Here is an 18276-nt window from a genome sequence, read left to right on the forward strand (position 1 = left end):
AGCGTGCAATGAAGTGTGGCCGAATTCACTGTCGTGTCAATAAAGGCCGGTGTGATGTCGCCAGAAAAAGCGGTCACGAGATTGATCGGAGGCGGCGATCGCGAGGTGTCAGGACTCGGCGGCGCGTTTGAGGTTGCTCTGGACCAGGGTCAGCTTGCCGAGCGGCACGCCGGCCTTCAGCAGGCCTTCGCGGTAATGGGCGAGATCCTCGGGCCGCTTCCAGTGGAAATTGCGCAAATGGCGGTCGACATTCAGGCTCGGGTAGTTGCCCATCAGGACACGGGCGGCCTCGAAGGCCTCGTCGTTCCGCCCGAGCTGCGCCAGCGCCGCGGCGCGGATCGCCAGCGCCTGCATGTGGTTCGGGTTGATGTAGAGCTGCTCGCGGGCCCATGACAGCGTCGCGTCATATTGCCTCAGCAGATAATGGCTGAAGGCGTTCAGCGCCGCCCATTGGTAGCGCGGATCGCTGTTGTCGCGCTGCGAGGCCATCGAAAACAGCTCGATCGCCTCGCGGTGCTCGCCGATCACGAAATGGCAGATGCCGAGCACGCCGCGCGCGCCATTGTCGTACGGGTTGAGCGCGACTGCGCGCTTGGCGGCGTCCATCGCCGCCTCGTAATGTCCTTCCATCGCATGGGCCCAGGACAGAATCGAGAACGCGAACGAGGAGCGCGGGTCGAGCCGGACGCTGGTCTCGGCGAGGTTCATCGCCTCCGCCCACATCTCCCGCGTGCCCTTGACCCAGCCGAACTGGATGCTCTGGATCTGGATCGTGGCGAGATAGGCGTGTGCGATCGACAGTTTAGGATCGAGCTGGATCGCCTCCCGGAACAGGGCGACGGCGGCGCCGAGGTCCTCCTTGGTCTGCCGGTAGTAGTGTGACAGCCCTTTCAGGAAACGGTCCCAGGCGCTGACGTCGGTCGAGAGCCGGGCCGGTGCCGAGGCCTCGGCCCGGACGATCTCGGTGGCGATGGCGGCGGACAGATTGGTGGTGATCTCGTCCTGCATCGCGAACAAATCGCCGATGTCGCGGTCGTAGCGCCCGGTCCAGAGCTGCTCGCCGGTCTCCGGCGCGATCAGCTCGGCGGTGACGCGGATCTTGGCGCCGGCGCGCCGCACCGAACCCTGGACCAGATAGGTGGCGTCGATCTCGCGCGCGATCAGGCGCGTGCTCACATTCTTGCCCTTGAACGGGAAGGTCGAGTTGCGGCTCAGCACGCGATAGAAGGATTGCAGCGAGAGCGCGTGGATCAGGTCCTCGGTGAGGCCGTCGGAGAAATATTCGTCCTGGGCGTCGCTGAGATTGGCAAAGGGCAGCACGCCGACGATCGCGGTGCGGTACTGCTGCGAGAGGGCGGAGGTCTCCCGCAGCTCGGGGGCGAGGGCCGGCGCGCCGTCGGGCATCCAGGTCCAGACCCCGATCGCATCCTTGATGTTCTTGAAGCGATGGTTGCCCGCATCGGTCAACGGCACGGTGAGATGCTTGCTCGCCTCGCGATAGGCCTTGGCCGAGATGGCGAAGCCGCCGGGGCTCGCCACGGATTCGAGGCGGACGGCAATGTTGACATCGTCACCGAACACCTCGTCCTCGTCGGCGATGACATCGCCCATGTGGATGCCGAGCCGGAACTGCATGGCGCGCTCGGCCGGCAGATGACGGTTGCGCTCCGCCATCAGCGTCTGCATCGCGACCGCCGCTTCGGTGGCGCCGACGATGGAGGGAAACTCCAGCAGGAAGCCATCCCCGGTGTTTTTGACGACGCGGCCGCCGTGATTGAGGATGATGGGATGGATCGCGCTGCGATGGGCCTTGAAGGCGGCATGGGTGCCGGCTTCGTCGCTGCCCATCATGCGCGAATAGCCGGCGACATCGGCGCAGACGATGGCGGCCAGGCGTCTTTCCATAATCCGGAGCTCCAAGGGGACTTGGTAAGGGACCTAAGGACCGGCCACGGCGTGGCAGTCGCCTCGAATCCCGCATCTGCAAGAACCCTGCCTTTATAGAGCAGATGAGGCCGAGCGAAAGTATGATCCGCATTGCAAATTCGAGGTAAACTTAACCGAATCCCGGTGGTGGACGCCGGCGGGCGGACCGACTAAGCCCAGCCGCTTGAGACGAAGAACGGGGCGGCGGGGCGGCTCTCATGCTGGGCATTCACGAAATCTGGCTCTTCATCCTGTCGGGCATCCTGCTGAACATCACGCCGGGACCGGACTCGGTTTACGTGATCGGCCGCAGCATGCAGATGGGCTGGCGGGGCGGCGCTGCCGCGGCCTTCGGCATCAGCTGCGGCTGTTTTTTCCACGTTGCGGGCGCCGCGGTCGGCCTTTCGGCCCTGCTGATGGCCTCGTCCACTGCGTTTTCGATCCTGAAGCTGGTCGGTGCGGCCTATCTGGTCGTGACCGGACTTCAGATGCTGTGGTCGCGGCCGGTGCGGGCTTCTATCAGGGACAAGGCCGAGCGGAGCTCGCTGCGGCGGGTGTTCCTCCAGGGCGTCTTCACCAACGCGCTCAATCCGAAGGTCGCACTGTTCTTCCTGGCCTTCCTGCCGCAATTCGTCGCAGCCGATGCGCCACAGAAGCCGCTCGCCTTCCTGACGCTCGGCCTGATCTTCATCTTCACGGGAACGCTGTGGTGCCTGATGCTGGCGGCGTTCGCGGCGCGGGCGGCGCACCGGCTGCGCAGCTCGGAAGGCGCGATTGCCTGGGTCAACCGCGCGCTCGGCGGACTCTTCATCTATCTCGGCATCCGCGTCGCAATGCTAGAGACGAGGTAGCTCGTTCGAACGGATGATGCGGGGAGAGCCGCGTAGGGTGGGCAAAGGCGCACTTGCGCCGTGCCCACCATCTCTCTCGGTCATGAAAAATGCGTGGGCACGCTTCGCTTTGCCCACCCTACGCATCGTCACGCGAACTCCTTCGCCAGCGCGCTGCCGGCGAGATAGAGCCCCAGCAAAATCATCGCGATCAAAAACCAGCGGCGGAACGCCTCCGCTGGCATCCGCGCCCGCACCGACTGGCCGATGAACATGCCGGCAAAGCCCATCGCGAGGCCGACTGCGCCCGGAACGGCATTGGCAGGCGTCAGCAATCCGCCGGCAGTGAGGTTGAAGGCGAGCGCCAATGTCGCGGTGGTGAAGAACACGCCGAGCGCCTGCACCAGCTCGTCCTTCTCCATGCCGATCGCCTGCATGAACGGCATCGAAGGAATGACCTGCACGCCGGTCGAGGCCGAGATCATCCCGGTGACCACGCCGACGACGCCGCCGACCCATTTCTCGTGTCGAGGCGCGACGCGAAACTGGAATTTGCTGAGGCCGATGACCGCGTAGATCACCAGCAGGATGCCGAGCACCACGGTGCCGTAGCGCGCATGCGGGCCGGTCAGCGCGCCGGCATTGAGCCAGCAGCCGATCACGGTGCCGATCATCAGCGGCCACAACCGCCGCAGAATGTCGCGCAAATAAGGGCCGACAAACGTCTGCCAGATATTGGTGACGATGGCGGGCACGATCACGATGGCGATGGCGCGGCTCGGGGCCATGCTCACCGCGAGCAGTCCCATGGACACCGTCGGCAGGCCGAGCCCGACCACGCCCTTGACGAATCCGGCGACGAGGAACACGGCGGCGATGAGAATGAGGAGAGGGTCGATCATGCCGCGCACATTGACCGAAGCCGCGCGTCGGCACAATCTGAAGGTTACGGAGACAGCCTACGTCTTGAACGAAGGCTAAGGAGCAACCTGCCATGCGTTTCGATCTCGTCGACCTCCAGCTCTTCATCGCGGTCGCCGACCAGCGCAGCATCACCCGCGGCGCCGAGCGCTCGCATCTGGCGCTGGCCTCCGCCAGCGCGCGCATCAAGGGCCTCGAGGACGCACTCGGCGTCGCGCTGCTCAAGCGCGGGCGGCGCGGAGTCGAACTGACCGCGGCGGGCGAGAGCCTGCTCGACCATGCGCGCGTGGTCATTCACCAGATCGACGCCATGCGCGGCGATCTCGCCGGCTTTGCCAGCGGCGTGCGCGCCAGCGTGCATTTCCTCGTCAACACGTCGGGGCTGTCGGAGCATCTGCCGAAGGCGCTGGCGGGCTTCCTGCGCGAGCATCGTGATATCGCCGTCGACATCGAGGAGCGCGAGAGCACCGATATCGCGGCGGCGATCACGGCCGGCGCCGCCGATCTCGGCTTCGCCGCCGAGCACGCGCTGCCCGACCATATCGAGCGCTTCGTTTTCAGCGAGGACCATCTGACGCTGGTGACGTCGCGGCGCGGCCCGTTTGCGGGCCGCCGCCAGATCGATTTCCAGGAGGCGGCGGCCTGCGATTTCGTCGGGCTCACCAGCGCCACCGCGCTCCAGATGCATATTTCGAAGCACGCTGCGCGGCTCGGCATGCGCCCGCACTACCGGGCGCGGATGCGCGATTTCGACGCGATCTGCCAGATGGTCGCCGCCGACGTCGGCGTCGCCCTGGTGCCGATCTCCGCCGCCCGCCGCTGCGCAAAACTGATGCCGCTGGCCATGATCCGCCTGCGCGACACCTGGGCGAACCGCAAGCTCGTGATTTGCGCGCGGAGTTTCAAGGCGCTGCCAAGGCCGGCCAAGATGCTGGTGGAGCATTTGAGGGCGGAGGCGGTGTGACGAAGTCGCCTCGGGCGCACAGCGATGTCCCGTCCCACCTCATCGCGCTTCAGTGCGTGTTCGATTTCTGCCATTTCTCCAGGTCAAGCGGCGGGCGCTCGGGATCGATCTGGTCTTTCTCAGGATTGCCCTGCCAGGGTTCGTTCGTCTGCCGGTGAGTAGGCATGTCGGTCTGCTGCCGCGGATCGTCGGCGGGAGTCTCTCTTGGATCGTTTTCAACTGCCTTGGGCATAGCTTCGCCTTTTAAGATTGCACGATGTGTGTTGCGCCGCGGCCTCGGCGATGAGGACCAACCCGATTCGAAATGGCTCGTTCCGTACGGCGTTTGCATGGGTGTCGCTGCGCCTGCCGCAAGGGCGTGTGCGGATCCTGCTCGATGAACATCGCCGGCCAGAACACGCTGGCCTGCACCAAATCAATGAGCGAAGATCTTCCGGAAGGCGAGCCGCTCCGTGTGCTGCCTTTGCCGCATCAGCCCGTCGTGAAGGATCTGGTCCCTGACCTCACGAACTTCTATGCGCAGATCGCCCTGGTCGAGCCATGGCTGCAGACCCGTTCGCCAATGCCCCAGAAGGAATGGCGGCAAAGCCACGAGGATCGAGCCAAGCTGGACGGCCTCTACGAATGCATTCTCTGCGCCTGCTGCTCGACCTCATGCCCGAGCTACTGGTGGAATTCCGAGCGCTTCCTTGGGCCGGTGCTGCGCAAATCCGCACGCAGGAACCATGCCTGCGGCCTTCGCTTATCAAACTCCGAACCGGAGGAGTTTGATGGGAAAGAAGCAGTTCGCCGCCTTGCCGTTTCGTCTGGACAAGTCCGAGCTTCGGGTGATGCTGATCACGACCAGGCGCAAGCGCAGGTGGAGTGTCCCGAAGGGGTCCCCGATCCGCAACAAGGAGCCGCATCACACGGTTGCGCTGGAGGCTTACGAGGAAGCGGGCCTCTTCGGCGCCATTGCGACGCGCGCGATGGGCAGCTTCAAGCATCGCAAGCGGAAGGGCGACCGCAAGCAGACCATGAACGTTGCCGTCTTCCCCATGAAGGTTCAGGGTCAGGAGCGGTGGTGGCCCGAAAAAGGCGAGCGGCAGGCGATCTGGGTCTCCGCGGACACGGCAGCGCGTCTGGTTCACAAGGCGGAGCTGCGGCGGTTGATCGCCCGCTTCGCGGCGCGAACGGAAAAGAGTGCGTCCCTGCCGCCGAGCGGCCGGTAGCAGGCTCCCGATCCGGGGCGGCGCCTCCAGGGCTGCTGCTGAACATCCATCGGCGGCGCGGCGAAGAACCTCATCATCGCCGCACGGCGCGAATTCCCTTGCGAACTGCAGTGACGCTTGCAGCATGCTGCATGTCCAGGAAGCCGGCCCGCCAGCGCTGCGCCATGGCAGCTTCCGACAGGTCGAAGGACTTTTCGGGGCCGGCTTCCTCGCGGCCCGGTCGGTAGCTCAGGAGATAGACCTGGTCGTCGCGATCGAGGCCCTGAAGCTCGGCGCGGAGCTGACGCGCTTGAAGGGCGTGCCCCAGGCGCTGGAAGGTCTGGTTGCCGAAGGTCAGGTCGCTCTTGCGCTCGGCCGCGGCCTCGAGGCCGTCCGGGACCTTGCCGTCACGCGCAAAGAGATCGATGACGTAGAGCCGGAGCGCGGCGGACGTTTCGAGAACTGGATCGAATGGCGCGTTTAGCGAGAACCCGCCGTCCCCGAGCCAGCGGCCCGCAATCTGCACCGGCGCGAATTCCGGGAGGAAGCCGCAACTGGCCAGAATGTGATCCATTTCGATCGGCGCCGACGCGGAGTCGAACAGCACCGCATCGCCACTCTCGAGGTCGGTGGCGCAGATCGTGATGCGGGGACTGCCGCCGTTCAGGCGGTCGAAATCGATCAGCCGACGGAGGCGTTCGCGTGTCGGGCCGAGATCGTAGAGGCCGCCGAAATGAGATGCCGGGACCGGAAGCCGGGGATGGAAGAATCCGGCATGGCCGAACAGGCGCGTGTTGATCGAGCTTAGCCAGGCGAAGAGATGGCGAGCGTCGTTCGCTCCTGCGGACGGGCCACCTGCATGCCAATAGAGGCGCAAATTCTGCAGCCGATTGGCGCTTGGGCTTCCCGCGATCAGCGCCGCCGTGATCGCGCCTGCGGACGAGCCGGCCACCCAGTCGATTGAAGGCGCAACGGCGCTCAGGGCTTCGAATGCTCCGCCGTGATAGGCACCAAGGCCGAGGCCGCCGGAGAACACGGCAGCCGTGAGGGATCGCTCGACGTCCATGGCACGGCTCAGTGCTGGGATAAAGCGAGGCCAGGCGCGACTTCGAGCAGCCGCCTGGTCAACGGTATCCCCGGTAACGGCGCGCATAAGCATAGCGCGGATTGATACCGCAAGAGGCGTTCGTTCCCGATGCGCTCGCCATGCATTGGGCATAGCTGGCGAACTGGCAGTTGCCGGGATAGCCCCAAATGCGGCCCTGAAGGCAATAGCGGTCCTGCGCCATTGCGGCTGTCGAGGAGCCGAAGCTCGCCGCGATCGCGACGGCGGCCATGAGCACACGATATTTCATCGGAATCTCCAATTCGACATTGAACGCCGGCTGCGAAGCGGTGTTCCAAATTCCCCGCGCAGCGCGCGGGCACCGCGCCATGCGCGAACTCCTTAACCTGTGTGAAACCGTGCGGCGCAGATCGCAGCTAAGGTGATGGGGTCTTCGATTGGAAGCCGGATGCCCGAACAGTCTCCCAGCCTCAGAAACTTCACCATCAATTTCGGTCCTCAGCATCCCGCGGCGCATGGCGTGCTGCGGCTCGTGCTCGAGCTCGACGGCGAAGTCGTCGCGCGCGTCGATCCTCACATCGGATTGCTGCATCGAGGCACCGAGAAGCTGATCGAGGCGAAGCCCTACCTCCAGGCCATTCCGTATTTCGATCGCCTCGATTACGTGGCTCCGCTGACCCAGGAGCATGCCTTCTGCCTCGCCATCGAGAGATTGATGGGCATCGAGGTGCCACGGCGCGGACAGCTCATCAGGGTGCTCTATCACGAGATCAGCCGTATCCTGTCTCACCTGCTGAACGTGACGACCCAGGCCATGGACGTCGGCGCGCTGACGCCGCCGTTGTGGGGCTTCGAGGAGCGCGAGAAGCTCATGGTGTTCTACGAGCGTGCGTCCGGCAGCCGGATGCATGCGAATTACTATCGGCCGGGCGGTGTGCACCAGGATCTTCCGCCGAAGCTGATCGACGACATCGAGGCCTGGTGCGATCCGTTCCTGCGCGTCGTCGATGACCTCGACCGCCTGCTTTCGCTCAATCGCATCTTCAAGGCGCGCAACGTCGACATCGGCAAGGTGACGCTGGAGCAGGCCTGGGCGTGGGGCTTTTCCGGCGTGATGGTGCGCGGCTCGGGCGCGGCCTGGGATCTGCGGAAGGCGCAGCCTTACGATTGCTACGCCGAAATGGACTTCGACATCCCGATCGGCAGGAACGGCGACTGCTACGATCGCTATCTCATCCGCATGGAGGAGATGCGGCAGTCGGTCCGCATCATGAAGCAGTGCATCGAGAAGCTGAAGTCGCCGGATGGAAGAGGTCCCGTTCTCGTGCAGGACAACAAGGTGGCCCCGCCGCGCCGCGGCGAAATGAAGCGCTCGATGGAGGCCCTGATTCACCACTTCAAGCTCTACACCGAAGGCTTTCACGTGCCTGCCGGAGAGATCTATGTCGCGGTCGAGGCGCCCAAGGGCGAGTTTGGCGTCTTCCTGGTCTCGGACGGGACGAACAAGGCCTACAAGTGCAAGATCAGGTCGCCGGGGTTTGCCCATCTGCAAGCGATGGACTTCCTCTGCAGGGGACATTTGCTCGCCGATGTCTCCGCGATCCTGGGATCGCTGGACATCGTGTTCGGCGAGGTGGATCGCTGATCACGCTTCACGCGATTTACTTTGCCGTCTCGACCCCCGCGTCCTTGATCACCTTCGCCCACTTCTTCGTCTCGTCGGCGATGAAGGCGCGAAAATGCTCCGGCTCGTCGCCAACGAGCGTTGCGCCCTGCTCGGCGAGCTTCGCCTTCACGCCCGGGTCCGCCATCGCCTTGGTCGCGAGGCCATGCAGCGCGGTGACGATGTCCTTCGGCGTGCCCTTGGGCGCGACCATGCCGTACCAGTTCTCGACGCGCAGATCGGGAAAGCCGGCTTCCGCAAGGGTCGGCACATCGGGCGCGGTCGGTGCGCGCTCGGGCGAGCCGACCGCGATCGGCCTGAGCGCACCGACCTTGACCTGCGGCAGCAGCACGGGGAGATCGAGGAACGTCATCTGCACCTGCTGGCCGAGCAGATCGTTCACGGCCGGCGCCGCCCCGCGATAGGGCACATGCACGATGTCGATCCTGGCCGTCAGCTTGAACAGTTCGCCGGCGAGATGCGGCAGGCTGCCGGGGCCGGAGGAGGCGAAGTTGAGCTTGCCGGGCTGGGCCCTGGCGAGCGCGATCAGCTCACCGACGTTTTTCGCCTCCACATTGGTCGCGACGACCAGCATTTCCGGCACGGTCGCAACCAGCGTGACCGGCGTGAGGTCGCTCGCCGTGTCGTAGGCGACGCGCTCCATGCTCGGGCTGATCGCGAGCGCGCCGGCCGAGGAGATCGCGATGGTGTAGCCGTCGGGCGCGGCCTTCGCGACCGCATCGGTGCCGAGCACGCCGCCCTGGCCGCCGCGATTGTCGATCAGCACCGGCTGGCCTGACAGTTCCGACATGCGCTGGCCGATCACGCGCGCGATGATGTCGTTGGGTCCGCCGGCCGGGAACGGCACGATCAGCTTGATCGGCTTTGCGGGGAAATTCTGGGCCGCCGCCAATGACGGCAACAGCAGGAACAATCCAAGAAACAATTCAACGAGCAGCCTGCGTGAGATGGTCATGCAAGCCTCCCGCCCGCGTTTGTTATTGGTTCAAAAGCTTCAGTGCTTCTTCGTGAACTCTGGCGTCCCCCGCGGCAATGATGCGGCCGCCGCCTTGCGCCGGCTTGCCTTCCCAGGTGGTGACGATGCCGCCGGCGCCGGTCACGATCGGGATCAGGGCAGCGATATCATAAGGTTTCAGCTCGGTCTCGACCACGAGATCGACGTGACCTGCCGCCAGCATGCAATAGGAGTAGCAGTCGCCGCCATAGCGCGACAGCCGCGCGCCCTGCTCGATCCGGCCGAAAATCGCGCGGTCGCGCTCGTTCATCAGCAGCGGGGAGGTGGTGTAGGTCGTCGCCTCCGCCAGCGCGGCGCAGCGGCGGACCTGGAGCCGGCGCTCGCTGGTGGGGCCTTTATAATTCGCCGAGCCGTTGTCGCCGGAAAAGCGCTCGCCGATGAAAGGCTGGTGCATCATGCCGTAGACCGGCGTGCCCTTGTGCAGCAGCGCGATCAGCGTGCCCCAGATCGGAAAGCCGCCGATGAAGGATTTCGTGCCGTCGATGGGGTCGAGCACCCAGACATAGTCGGCGTCCTCGCGCTCATTGCCGAACTCCTCGCCGACGATGCCGTGCTGGGGGAAGCTCGCCTTGATCAGGCGCCGCATCACCGCTTCCGCGGCGCGGTCGGCCTCCGTGACGGGGTCGAAATCTTTGGTCTTGCTCTTGTCGTCGATCGACAGCGAGGTGCGGAAGAACGGCAAAATGGTCTCGCCGGAGGCGGTGGCCAGTCGTCCGATGAAGGCGGAGAAGTCGATCACCGTCACGGCGTATCCTCAAAGCGAAAGTCGGGTGAAGCTGTCATCTGCCTAGCTCAATTCGCTTGCCGCGTGCAGCGCTGTCTTCATTTGCACCCTGGTATTTTGGATGCCCCGAGGGCTTGCCTCATTCGAGTCATCCGCTGGCCAAATATCGATCATTGAGTTGAAAACTTAGTTCCGAACATGCCTTGTTGGTATGCAAATGACTATCAACCCATTGAATTTCCTTATCAAAGAAACTGAATCTGGGTTTCTCTAGAAGCAAATGAGCCATGTGCATATTGCATGGGAAACGGCTCGAAAGCCCTTGCACTTTGTGCGGCGCGGCCGCATATTGTTGCGGTGCGGTAGCGCTCTGCGTTACCGCTGCCCTCCTTGGGCGTTTCCTCCCTAGACTTGGGCCGCTTCTTCATCAGAAGCGGCCCTTTTTTCTGTCCGCTCTGTTTTCAGTTTGGGCGCGTCGAGGCGCGAAGCGAAAATACGTTCGCGCCAATCGCAGACGATCCAGGCTATCGCAGAGAAGTTTCGCGTCTATTCCGCTGCGGCCTGGAACGGGCCGAGATCGCCGAACGGGATCGTGGTCGCCAGCACGTCGGCGAGCACGCCGAAGTCGGATGCGACCTGGCCAAAGCGCGGTCCGCGCTCACGCCGCCGCTCGTCCATGTAGATCGCGCGGTTGAACTCGAGCTGCACGGCATGCAGCCCGCTCGCCGGGTTGCCGTAATGTTCGGTGATGAACCCGCCGGCATAGGGCTTGTTGCGGCCGATCGAATAGCCGAGCCCGCCCATGGTCTCTTCGACCCGGTCAGGCAGCAGCGGCGTACAGCTGGTACCGTAGCGGTCGCCGATCACGATGTCGGGCCGGCGCGGCTCGTCCCTGGAGACGCCGACCGAGGGCATCGAGTGGCAGTCGACCAGCACCACGGTGCCGAACATCTGGTGCACCTTGTTGATGAGCCGGCGCAGCGCGCGATGATAGGGCTTGTACAGCGTCTCGATCCGCGCCAGCGCATCATCCACCGCGATGCGGTCGCGATAGATCTCCTGCCCGTCGCCGACCACGCGCGGAATGGTCCCGAGGCCGCCGGCAACCCGCATCGAGCGGGTGTTAGCAAAGCTCGGCAGCCGGCCGGTGAACATGCGCGGATCGAGCTCATAGGGCTCGCGATTGACGTCGACATAGGAGCGGGGAAAGTTGACCCGCACGGTCGGAAAGCCGCGGTCGCTCAAATGACCGATCAGCTCGTCCATGAAGGAATCTTCAGACCGCCGCAGCTGCGGCAGGTCGATCCGGGAGGCTGCCAGGAATTCGTCCGGATAGGTCGAGCCGGAATGGGGCGAGTTGAAGATGACCGGCGCGCGCCATTCGGCAGGCTCGAAGATCTCGAAGGCTGGCGACACTTCGCCATCAAACCGGGTCATCTTGTCAGGCTACGTCCCATCATCTCAGGCTTCGTCCCATGGCCCCGCAAGATCGGGCGCTGATTCGGCCGCCTGGCGGCTCTTATGTGTCGTCATTGTCCGGAATCACAACCATTCTGCCAAGCGAAAAGATGTGATCCGCGTTGGAACATGTCTTAACCTTGGGGGCAGCGAGGCGGGGATGGCACCCAGCGGTTCGATTGATTCGCGGGCCGTTCGGGTTCACAAGGAGCCGGCAGCGCGGCCGTCCCAGGGTTAAGATTTTCACCCCAAATTTACCCTCTGTCGGGCTTAGTGACCTCTGCTGATATCCTCTGGGGATTCGACGTTTCCTGCCATGCCAAAGATCCTGCTCGCCGAAGACGACAACGACATGCGCCGTTTCCTGGTCAAGGCGCTGGAAAACGCCGGTTTTCAGGTCTCATCCCACGACAACGGCATGGCCGCCTATCAGCGGCTCCGGGAAGAGCCGTTCGAGATGCTGCTGACCGACATCGTGATGCCGGAGATGGACGGCATCGAGCTCGCCCGCCGGGCCTCGGAACTCGACCCCGACATCAAGATCATGTTCATCACCGGCTTCGCCGCGGTCGCCCTGAACTCGGATTCGGACGCCCCCAAGAACGCCAAGGTGCTGTCCAAGCCCGTGCACTTGCGAGAATTGGTCAGTGAAGTGAACAAGATGCTGGCGGCCTAAATCGCCCTCCTTCGGTCCTTGCACCGGCTCCCCTGAGCCGTTATAGGGACCCGACCCAACGCAAGTGGACTATTCGGGCGCGTAGCTCAGCGGGAGAGCACTACCTTGACATGGTAGGGGTCACAGGTTCGATCCCTGTCGCGCCCACCACGCTTCGCCTCCGGCTTCGCGTGGCACAGCCTGGAAAATCACGCGAAGCGTGTCCGGCGTAGCTCGAAGAGCGTAGACGGACTGGGGCGTTTTGCTCCGAAGGCCGAAGCCAAAGGGCGAAGGCGGTCGCTGCCGCGAGCTTCGGCTCGGCAAGCCCTCTATTTCAGTTCCGTGTTCGCCACTGGCATGATCGACGCAACCGACCACCCGTTTGCATCCTGGACATAGGTCTGGCTGATCAGAAACGTATTTTGTTGCGCCGGCTTGCCGGGAAGACCGCGCGTGAAGACGATCGGCACCAGGATCTGCATGACCTCGTTCGAGATCACGGCGCTGCGAAATTTCGACATGTCGGGCTCGAGGTGCCAGGTCCCCTCGTAATAGTCCTTGAAGCGCGCGGCGACCGCGTCGCGTCCGCGCGTCTCGATGCCCCGCGCAAACAACAGCGTCGCCGGTGAATTCCAGAGCAGGGCCTTCACCGCGTCGGCGTCGTGCGCATTCTGCGCGGCGATGAACTTCTCGAAGATGGTTCGCGCCTCCGCGTCATTCGCCGCGGCCAGCGCCGGTCCGGCGGACCAGACCGTTGTCGCGGCGAGAAGCGCTGCGGCTGTCGCGGCGCGTCGCGAAAATCGTCGGAATCCGATGGGGCTTCGAGACAGCTTGGACGGCGGCATGTTCACCTCTCTTTGGAATGACGATGAACATACCATCGATCGCCTCGCCGGCTTTTCAGATTCGCATGATCAGCGGTCACCGCCGCATCACGGATCCGTTGGTTCACGCCATGTCGGATGCTCTCACACCGTCACCCCTGAGGTGGCCGCTTCTTCAGCGGCCCTCGAAGGGCGGCGGCCCGGCTGCATCCGGGCCGTTCATCCTTCGAGGCTCCCGGCGCGATGCTGTAAGGATTGCGCCGCTCGCACCTCCAGCGACAACCGCTTAGCGGTTGCGCGGGGATGACGGGATAGAAACCCTTTGCGCGAGCAGCAAATCCTTCAGCCCAGTCGGATAAAGGCTCGGTCCGCCCTCGACATCGAGCTGCGCAAGGTCGAACCAGCGCGCGACGATCCGGTCGCCATTGTCCTCGCGGAAATCGATGCGGTCCTGGCCGCTGAATGCCCGTTGCGGAAACGCGACCTCGGCGATGAACATCACCTCGTGCCCGGTTGCACCCTCGTGCACGAAAATGTTCTCCATCACCAGCGGCGCGCCCATGATGGTCACGTCAATGCCGAGCTCTTCGCTGAATTCGCGCAGCAGTGCCGCCCGCCAGCTCTCGCCGAACGCGATCTCGCCGCCGAGCGGGCGCACGCCCTTGACCCGCTCGGCATCGTCGCGCACCTCGGCCGCCAGCAGCCGCCCGTCCCACCAGTGCAGGCCGAGCGCGACGAGTCGGATGTAGGGAGGCGGCCGCCAATTGGTCATGCGGATCAGACCAGGTCGCGCGCCACGGCGATCAGGCGGCTGCACTGCGCCTCGGTCCCGACCGTGATGCGCAGGAAATCCCCGATGCGGGGTTTGGCGAAATGCCGGACCAGCACGCCGTGCTTGCGCAGTCCGGCTGCGAGCTCGGCGCCGCCATGGCGGGGATGCCGCGCGAACACGAAATTCGCCATCGACGGCACCACCTCGAAGCCCAGGCCCGCGAGGTCGCGGACCAGCTTCTCCCGACTCGCGATGATGCGCGCACGGGTCTCCTCGAACCACGTCTCGTCCTTGATCGCCGCAACGCCGCCGGCGATGGCGAGGCAATCGAGCGGATAGGAATTGAAACTGTCCTTCACCCGCTCTAGCGCCTCGATCAGCGGGCGCTGGCCGATGGCAAAGCCGACGCGCAGGCCTGCGAGAGACCGCGACTTCGAGAACGTCTGGATGACGAGCAGATTGTCGTGGCGCGCGACCAGCGGCACCGCGCTCTCGGCGCCAAAATCGACATAGGCCTCGTCGACCACCACCAGCTGGTCCGGATGCTCGCTCACCAGCGCTTCGATCGCATCGCGCGGCAGCGCGATGCCGGTGGGCGCATTCGGATTGGGCAGGATGATGGCGCCGCACGGCCGCCGGTAATCGGCGATCTGCACCCGCATCGCGGCATCGAGCGGCACCTCCTCGTAGCGGATGCCGTAGAGGCGGCAATAGACCGGATAGAAGCTGTAGGTGATGTCGGGAAACAGCAGCGGCGCGTCCTGCTTCAACAGGCCCTGGAACGTGTGGGCCAGCACCTCGTCCGAGCCGTTGCCGACGAACACCTCATCCGCCGCCACGCTGTAGCGCGCCGCAATCGCCTCGCGGAGCGCGGTCGCGCCGGGATCGGGATAGAAGCGCAGGCGCTCCGCCGCCGCCGCGATCGCGGCCAGCACATGCGGCGAGGGATCGTAAGGGTTCTCGTTGGTGTTGAGCTTGACGAGGTCGGGGATTTTCGGCTGCTCGCCGGGCACGTAAGGCGAGAGGTCGCGGACGACGGAACTCCAGAAGCGGCTCATGATGGGTCACTCGATATGGCAGGCGTCTTGTAGCCCGGATGGAGCGCAGCGCAATCCGGGGCCTCTCGCCGCGGAGAGATTTTCCCGGATTACGCTTGCGCTCCATCCGGGCTACGGGACTGCGCTTGAGGTTAGCCAACCAGATATTTCTTCACCGCGGCCTCGTCCCAGGCGAGCCCATTCCCTGGCTCCTCGCCCGGCAGGGCAAAACCGTCCTTGATCTTCAACCGCGTCGAAAGCACCGCATCGGCCCAGTCGACATATTCCAGCCAATGCGCCGTCGGCGTCACGCAGAGCAGGTGCGCGCTGATCTCCGAGAACAGATGCGTCGACATCTCGATGCCGGCGGCCTGCGCCAGCGCGGCGGCGCGGAGCCAGCCGGTGACGCCGCCGATGCGCTGCACGTCGGGCATCACGTAGTCGCAGGCTTCCGCCGACAGCGCCGCCTGCATGGCGAAGGCGCTGTCAAAGTTCTCGCCGATCTGGACCGGTGTGCGCAGCGCATCCGCAATGCGGGCATTGCCTTCGTAATCGTCATGCCGAATCGGCTCCTCGATCCAGCTCAGGCCCTCGTCATCGAGCATCTCGCCGCGGCGGATCGCCTCGGTCACGGTCAGCGCCTGGTTGTAGTCGCACATCAGCGTGACGTCGTCGCCGACGCCCTTGCGCACCGCGCGCACCACGGCGAGGTCGTCACGCGCATCGGCCCGGCCGACACGGATCTTCGCGGCCTGAAAGCCTTCGGCCAGCAGTCTGTGCGCCTCCTCGACGGCCGCGCCCGCCGGCATGATGCCGAGCCCCTTCGAATTATACGCGCGCACCGGTTTCGGGGCCCCGCCGAGCAGGCGCGCCAGCGGCAGGCCTCTGCTGCGCGCCAGCGCGTCCCACGCGGCCATGTCGATGCCGGATTGCGCCAGCCGCTGCAGGCCGGCGAGGCCGAGCAGGGTGAAACGCTGGGTCAGCTTGCGCTCGATCTCGAACGGCAGCAGCTCGTCGCCTTGCAGCAGCTCTGACATTTCCGTGACCATCGCGGTCAGCGGCTTCAGCGCTGACGGCGTGATCGAGAACAGATAGGCATGCCCGACAGCGCCCTGGTCGGTCTCGCAGTCGATCAGCACCAGCGGCGCCTTGTCGACCGCCCCGGTCGAAGTCTTGAGCGGCAGATTCATCGGCACGATCACGGGCCGCGCGTTGAAGCGCTTGATGCGGATAGTCTCGGTCATGGGATCTCCCGGCGGAGTGAATGCAGGTTCGTGCCGATCTTAAACATTCGTCATGAAACGAAAAGGCACTTGGCGCGACCACCATAAAATGGGGTTGCGCGTAGCGGCGTTTATTGGCTCTGTGCGGGCCACATGTTGTGCCGCAGATTCCAAGAATTTGCGACAAAAGCGCACATAACGGAGCCATAGAGTGAAACAAGAGATTGCCGAAGAGCAGCGCAAGAGCGGCCTCCTGACCGGCGCCGCGGTCGCCTTCCTCCTGCTCGCTCTGCCGCTCGCGGTGTGGCTGGATCTGACCGAGCTCTCCAAGACGGCGCTGCGCCGGCAGGCGATCGACCTCAATTCCGTCATCACCAGCGTGCGCAGCTATTATGCGACCAATGTGGTCGGGCGGGTGCTGGCCAATCCGAATGGCAGCACGAAAGTCGTGCACAATTACGAATCGGTTCCCGGCGCGATCCCGATCCCCGCGACATTGTCGCTCGAGCTCGGCCGCGTGATCGGCGCGCAGCAGGAGAACATCACCTACCGCTTCGTCTCGGATTTCCCGTTCCAGAACCGCGCCCCGCACCAGCTCGACAAATTCGAGAAGGACGCGCTCGATGCACTGCGAAGGGATCCCGAGCAGAAGATCGTGGAGACTGAGACCTCGCTGTTCAACGATAAGGTCCGCCTGGTCGCCCCCGTCACCATGGGCCCGGCCTGCGTCAGTTGCCACAACAGCCACCCCGAGAGCCCGAAAAAGGACTGGAAGGTGGGCGATGTCCGGGGCATCCAGGAAGTGATCATCGCCCAGCCGATCGCCGCCAACATCTTTTCATTCAAATTTCTCCTGGCCTATTTCCTGATCGCCGCCGGCAGCGGCCTGTCGTTCCTCTCGCTGCAGCGCCGCCAGGCGAGCCGCATCAAGGGCATGAACAAGGAGCTGGAATCCGCCAACGACTTCCTCGCCTCGCTCTCGATGAAGATCTCGCGCTATATCCCGCCACAGGTCTACAAGAGCATTTTTTCGGGCCAGAAGGACGTCACCATCCACACCGAGCGCAAGAAGCTGACGATCTTCTTCTCCGACATCCAGAACTTCACCGCGACCGCGGAGCGGCTGCAGCCGGAGCAGCTGACCCAGCTGCTCAACGAATACTTCACCGAGATGTCGGCGATCGCTCATGAATATGGCGGCACCATCGATAAGTTCATTGGCGATGCCATGCTGATCTTCTTTGGCGACCCCGAGACCAAGGGCGACCGTGCCGACGCCGAAGCCTGTCTCCAGATGGCTTGGCGCATGCAGCAGCGCCTCGCCGAGCTCAATGCGAAATGGCGGGCGTCCGGCATCGAGCAGCCGTTCCGCTCGCGCATGGGCATCAATTCCGGCTATTGCAATGTCGGCAATTTCGGCAGCAGCGACCGCATGGACTACACCATCATCGGCGCCGAAGCGAACCTCGCTGCGCGCCTGCAGTCGATCGCCGAGCCCGGCGGGATCGTGTTGAGCTACGAGACCTTTGCCCTCGTCAGCGACATCGTCCGCGCCCACGCGCTGCCCGCGATCACGATGAAAGGCATCAGCCGCGAGGTGATTCCGTATTCGGTCGATGCGCTGAACGACGCCGCGGCGGAACGAAGCGGCGTCATCACCGAACGCGCGCCGGGGCTCGAGCTGTATCTCGATCCCGCGGTGGTGAAGTCCGGCGATGCAGCCCGCGTGCGCTCGCTGCTGGAAAACGCCCTGGCCTCGCTGAAGCCAGCGTGAGGGCGGCGCTATTCCGGTCGAAAGAGTCCCCGTGTGGTACCCCTCTCCCTGACCCTCCCCCGCAAGGGGGGAGGGAACATACCATTGTTGTGGTGAAAGACTCGATTCATTTGGCCGTCAGCGATGAGCCGCAGTGTAGCCGCGCACTCCGCTGCGCTCCCTCCCCCCTTGCGGGGGAGGACGGGGGAGAGGGGTGGCTCAGCAAACGGTGGG

Annotated in this window: 18 protein-coding genes, 1 tRNA gene and 1 pseudogene; 8 read left to right on the plus strand and 12 right to left on the minus strand. The window is 64.4% G+C overall.

The window, feature by feature from the left end; genetic code table 11:
• Positions 1 to 108: 108 nt before the first annotated feature.
• The gene (locus HYH08_RS23145) at positions 109 to 1905 is read right to left on the minus strand and encodes an adenylate/guanylate cyclase domain-containing protein (RefSeq protein ID WP_220012137.1); all 1797 of its coding nucleotides are present in this window, start codon (positions 1903 to 1905) and stop codon (positions 109 to 111) included.
• 239 nt (positions 1906 to 2144) lie between these two features.
• On the opposite strand from HYH08_RS23145, the gene HYH08_RS23150 reads away from it, so the two are divergent.
• Positions 2145 to 2777, plus strand: a complete 633-nt coding sequence (locus HYH08_RS23150; RefSeq protein ID WP_220012138.1) for a LysE family translocator — start codon at positions 2145 to 2147, stop codon at positions 2775 to 2777.
• A gap of 128 nt (positions 2778 to 2905) precedes the next feature.
• Here HYH08_RS23150 and HYH08_RS23155 read toward each other — a convergent pair whose 3' ends face one another.
• Complete coding sequence (locus HYH08_RS23155; RefSeq protein ID WP_220012139.1) at positions 2906 to 3658, minus strand: sulfite exporter TauE/SafE family protein; 753 nt, start codon at positions 3656 to 3658, stop codon at positions 2906 to 2908.
• A gap of 92 nt (positions 3659 to 3750) precedes the next feature.
• Between HYH08_RS23155 and HYH08_RS23160 the strand changes: the two genes are divergently transcribed.
• On the plus strand, positions 3751 to 4641 hold the full coding sequence (locus HYH08_RS23160) for a LysR substrate-binding domain-containing protein (RefSeq protein ID WP_220012140.1): 891 nt from the start codon (positions 3751 to 3753) through the stop codon (positions 4639 to 4641).
• A gap of 49 nt (positions 4642 to 4690) precedes the next feature.
• On the opposite strand, the gene HYH08_RS23165 is transcribed toward HYH08_RS23160, so the two are convergent.
• On the minus strand, positions 4691 to 4873 hold the full coding sequence (locus HYH08_RS23165; protein WP_220012141.1) for a hypothetical protein: 183 nt from the start codon (positions 4871 to 4873) through the stop codon (positions 4691 to 4693).
• Positions 4874 to 4978: 105 nt separating this feature from the next.
• On the opposite strand from HYH08_RS23165, the pseudogene HYH08_RS23170 reads away from it, so the two are divergent.
• Together HYH08_RS23170 and HYH08_RS23175 are read left to right on the plus strand one after the other, a co-directional pair.
• Positions 4979 to 5398, plus strand: a pseudogene (locus tag HYH08_RS23170) (2Fe-2S iron-sulfur cluster-binding protein); the annotation flags it as partial.
• Positions 5399 to 5411: 13 nt separating this feature from the next.
• Positions 5412 to 5852: an NUDIX hydrolase gene (locus HYH08_RS23175; protein WP_220012142.1), complete on the plus strand. Its 441-nt coding sequence runs from the start codon at positions 5412 to 5414 to the stop codon at positions 5850 to 5852.
• Between the two features lie 73 nt (positions 5853 to 5925).
• Here the strand turns inward: HYH08_RS23175 and HYH08_RS23180 are convergent, their stop codons facing one another.
• Together HYH08_RS23180 and HYH08_RS23185 are read right to left on the minus strand one after the other, a co-directional pair.
• Entirely contained in the window at positions 5926 to 6897 is a 972-nt protein-coding gene (locus HYH08_RS23180) for a patatin-like phospholipase family protein (RefSeq protein WP_220012143.1), read from the minus strand.
• Between the two features lie 58 nt (positions 6898 to 6955).
• Positions 6956 to 7186 (minus strand): DUF3551 domain-containing protein, encoded by a 231-nt coding sequence (locus HYH08_RS23185; protein ID WP_220012144.1) that lies wholly within the window; start codon positions 7184 to 7186, stop codon positions 6956 to 6958.
• A 159-nt stretch (positions 7187 to 7345) separates the two neighbouring features.
• Between HYH08_RS23185 and HYH08_RS23190 the strand changes: the two genes are divergently transcribed.
• Positions 7346 to 8542 (plus strand): NADH-quinone oxidoreductase subunit D, encoded by a 1197-nt coding sequence (locus tag HYH08_RS23190; RefSeq protein ID WP_220012145.1) that lies wholly within the window; start codon positions 7346 to 7348, stop codon positions 8540 to 8542.
• A 16-nt stretch (positions 8543 to 8558) separates the two neighbouring features.
• On the opposite strand, the gene HYH08_RS23195 is transcribed toward HYH08_RS23190, so the two are convergent.
• From HYH08_RS23195 to HYH08_RS23205, 3 genes are all read right to left on the minus strand, one after another.
• Positions 8559 to 9536, minus strand: coding sequence for a Bug family tripartite tricarboxylate transporter substrate binding protein (locus tag HYH08_RS23195; RefSeq protein WP_220012146.1), 978 nt, complete (start codon positions 9534 to 9536; stop codon positions 8559 to 8561).
• Between the two features lie 22 nt (positions 9537 to 9558).
• Positions 9559 to 10341, minus strand: a complete 783-nt coding sequence (gene hisN / locus HYH08_RS23200; protein WP_220012147.1) for a histidinol-phosphatase — start codon at positions 10339 to 10341, stop codon at positions 9559 to 9561.
• A 525-nt stretch (positions 10342 to 10866) separates the two neighbouring features.
• Positions 10867 to 11757, minus strand: coding sequence for an N-formylglutamate amidohydrolase (locus HYH08_RS23205; RefSeq protein WP_220012148.1), 891 nt, complete (start codon positions 11755 to 11757; stop codon positions 10867 to 10869).
• Positions 11758 to 12094: 337 nt separating this feature from the next.
• Here HYH08_RS23205 and cpdR point away from each other — a divergent pair, with 337 nt between their 5' ends.
• Both cpdR and HYH08_RS23215 read left to right on the plus strand, forming a co-directional pair.
• On the plus strand, positions 12095 to 12454 hold the full coding sequence (cpdR, locus tag HYH08_RS23210) for a cell cycle two-component system response regulator CpdR (protein ID WP_007597092.1): 360 nt from the start codon (positions 12095 to 12097) through the stop codon (positions 12452 to 12454).
• 75 nt (positions 12455 to 12529) lie between these two features.
• Positions 12530 to 12604 (plus strand) — tRNA-Val (locus tag HYH08_RS23215).
• A 158-nt stretch (positions 12605 to 12762) separates the two neighbouring features.
• Here the strand turns inward: HYH08_RS23215 and HYH08_RS23220 are convergent.
• The 4 genes from HYH08_RS23220 to HYH08_RS23235 form a co-directional block, all read right to left on the minus strand.
• The gene (locus tag HYH08_RS23220; RefSeq protein ID WP_220012149.1) at positions 12763 to 13278 is read right to left on the minus strand and encodes a Cif family virulence factor; all 516 of its coding nucleotides are present in this window, start codon (positions 13276 to 13278) and stop codon (positions 12763 to 12765) included.
• A 265-nt stretch (positions 13279 to 13543) separates the two neighbouring features.
• Positions 13544 to 14029, minus strand: coding sequence for an NUDIX hydrolase (locus HYH08_RS23225; protein WP_220012150.1), 486 nt, complete (start codon positions 14027 to 14029; stop codon positions 13544 to 13546).
• A gap of 5 nt (positions 14030 to 14034) precedes the next feature.
• Positions 14035 to 15087, minus strand: a complete 1053-nt coding sequence (hisC, locus tag HYH08_RS23230; protein WP_220012151.1) for a histidinol-phosphate transaminase — start codon at positions 15085 to 15087, stop codon at positions 14035 to 14037.
• 131 nt (positions 15088 to 15218) lie between these two features.
• Positions 15219 to 16310 carry an enolase C-terminal domain-like protein gene (locus tag HYH08_RS23235; protein WP_220012152.1) on the minus strand — a complete coding sequence of 364 codons (1092 nt, stop codon included), beginning with the start codon at positions 16308 to 16310 and terminating at the stop codon, positions 15219 to 15221.
• 190 nt (positions 16311 to 16500) lie between these two features.
• Here HYH08_RS23235 and HYH08_RS23240 point away from each other — a divergent pair, with 190 nt between their 5' ends.
• On the plus strand, positions 16501 to 18063 hold the full coding sequence (locus HYH08_RS23240) for an adenylate/guanylate cyclase domain-containing protein (protein WP_220012153.1): 1563 nt from the start codon (positions 16501 to 16503) through the stop codon (positions 18061 to 18063).
• Positions 18064 to 18276 lie beyond the last annotated feature (213 nt).

This window comes from Bradyrhizobium sp. BR 10289, from assembly GCF_019455385.1.
Taxonomy (GTDB): Bacteria; Pseudomonadota; Alphaproteobacteria; order Rhizobiales; family Xanthobacteraceae; genus Bradyrhizobium.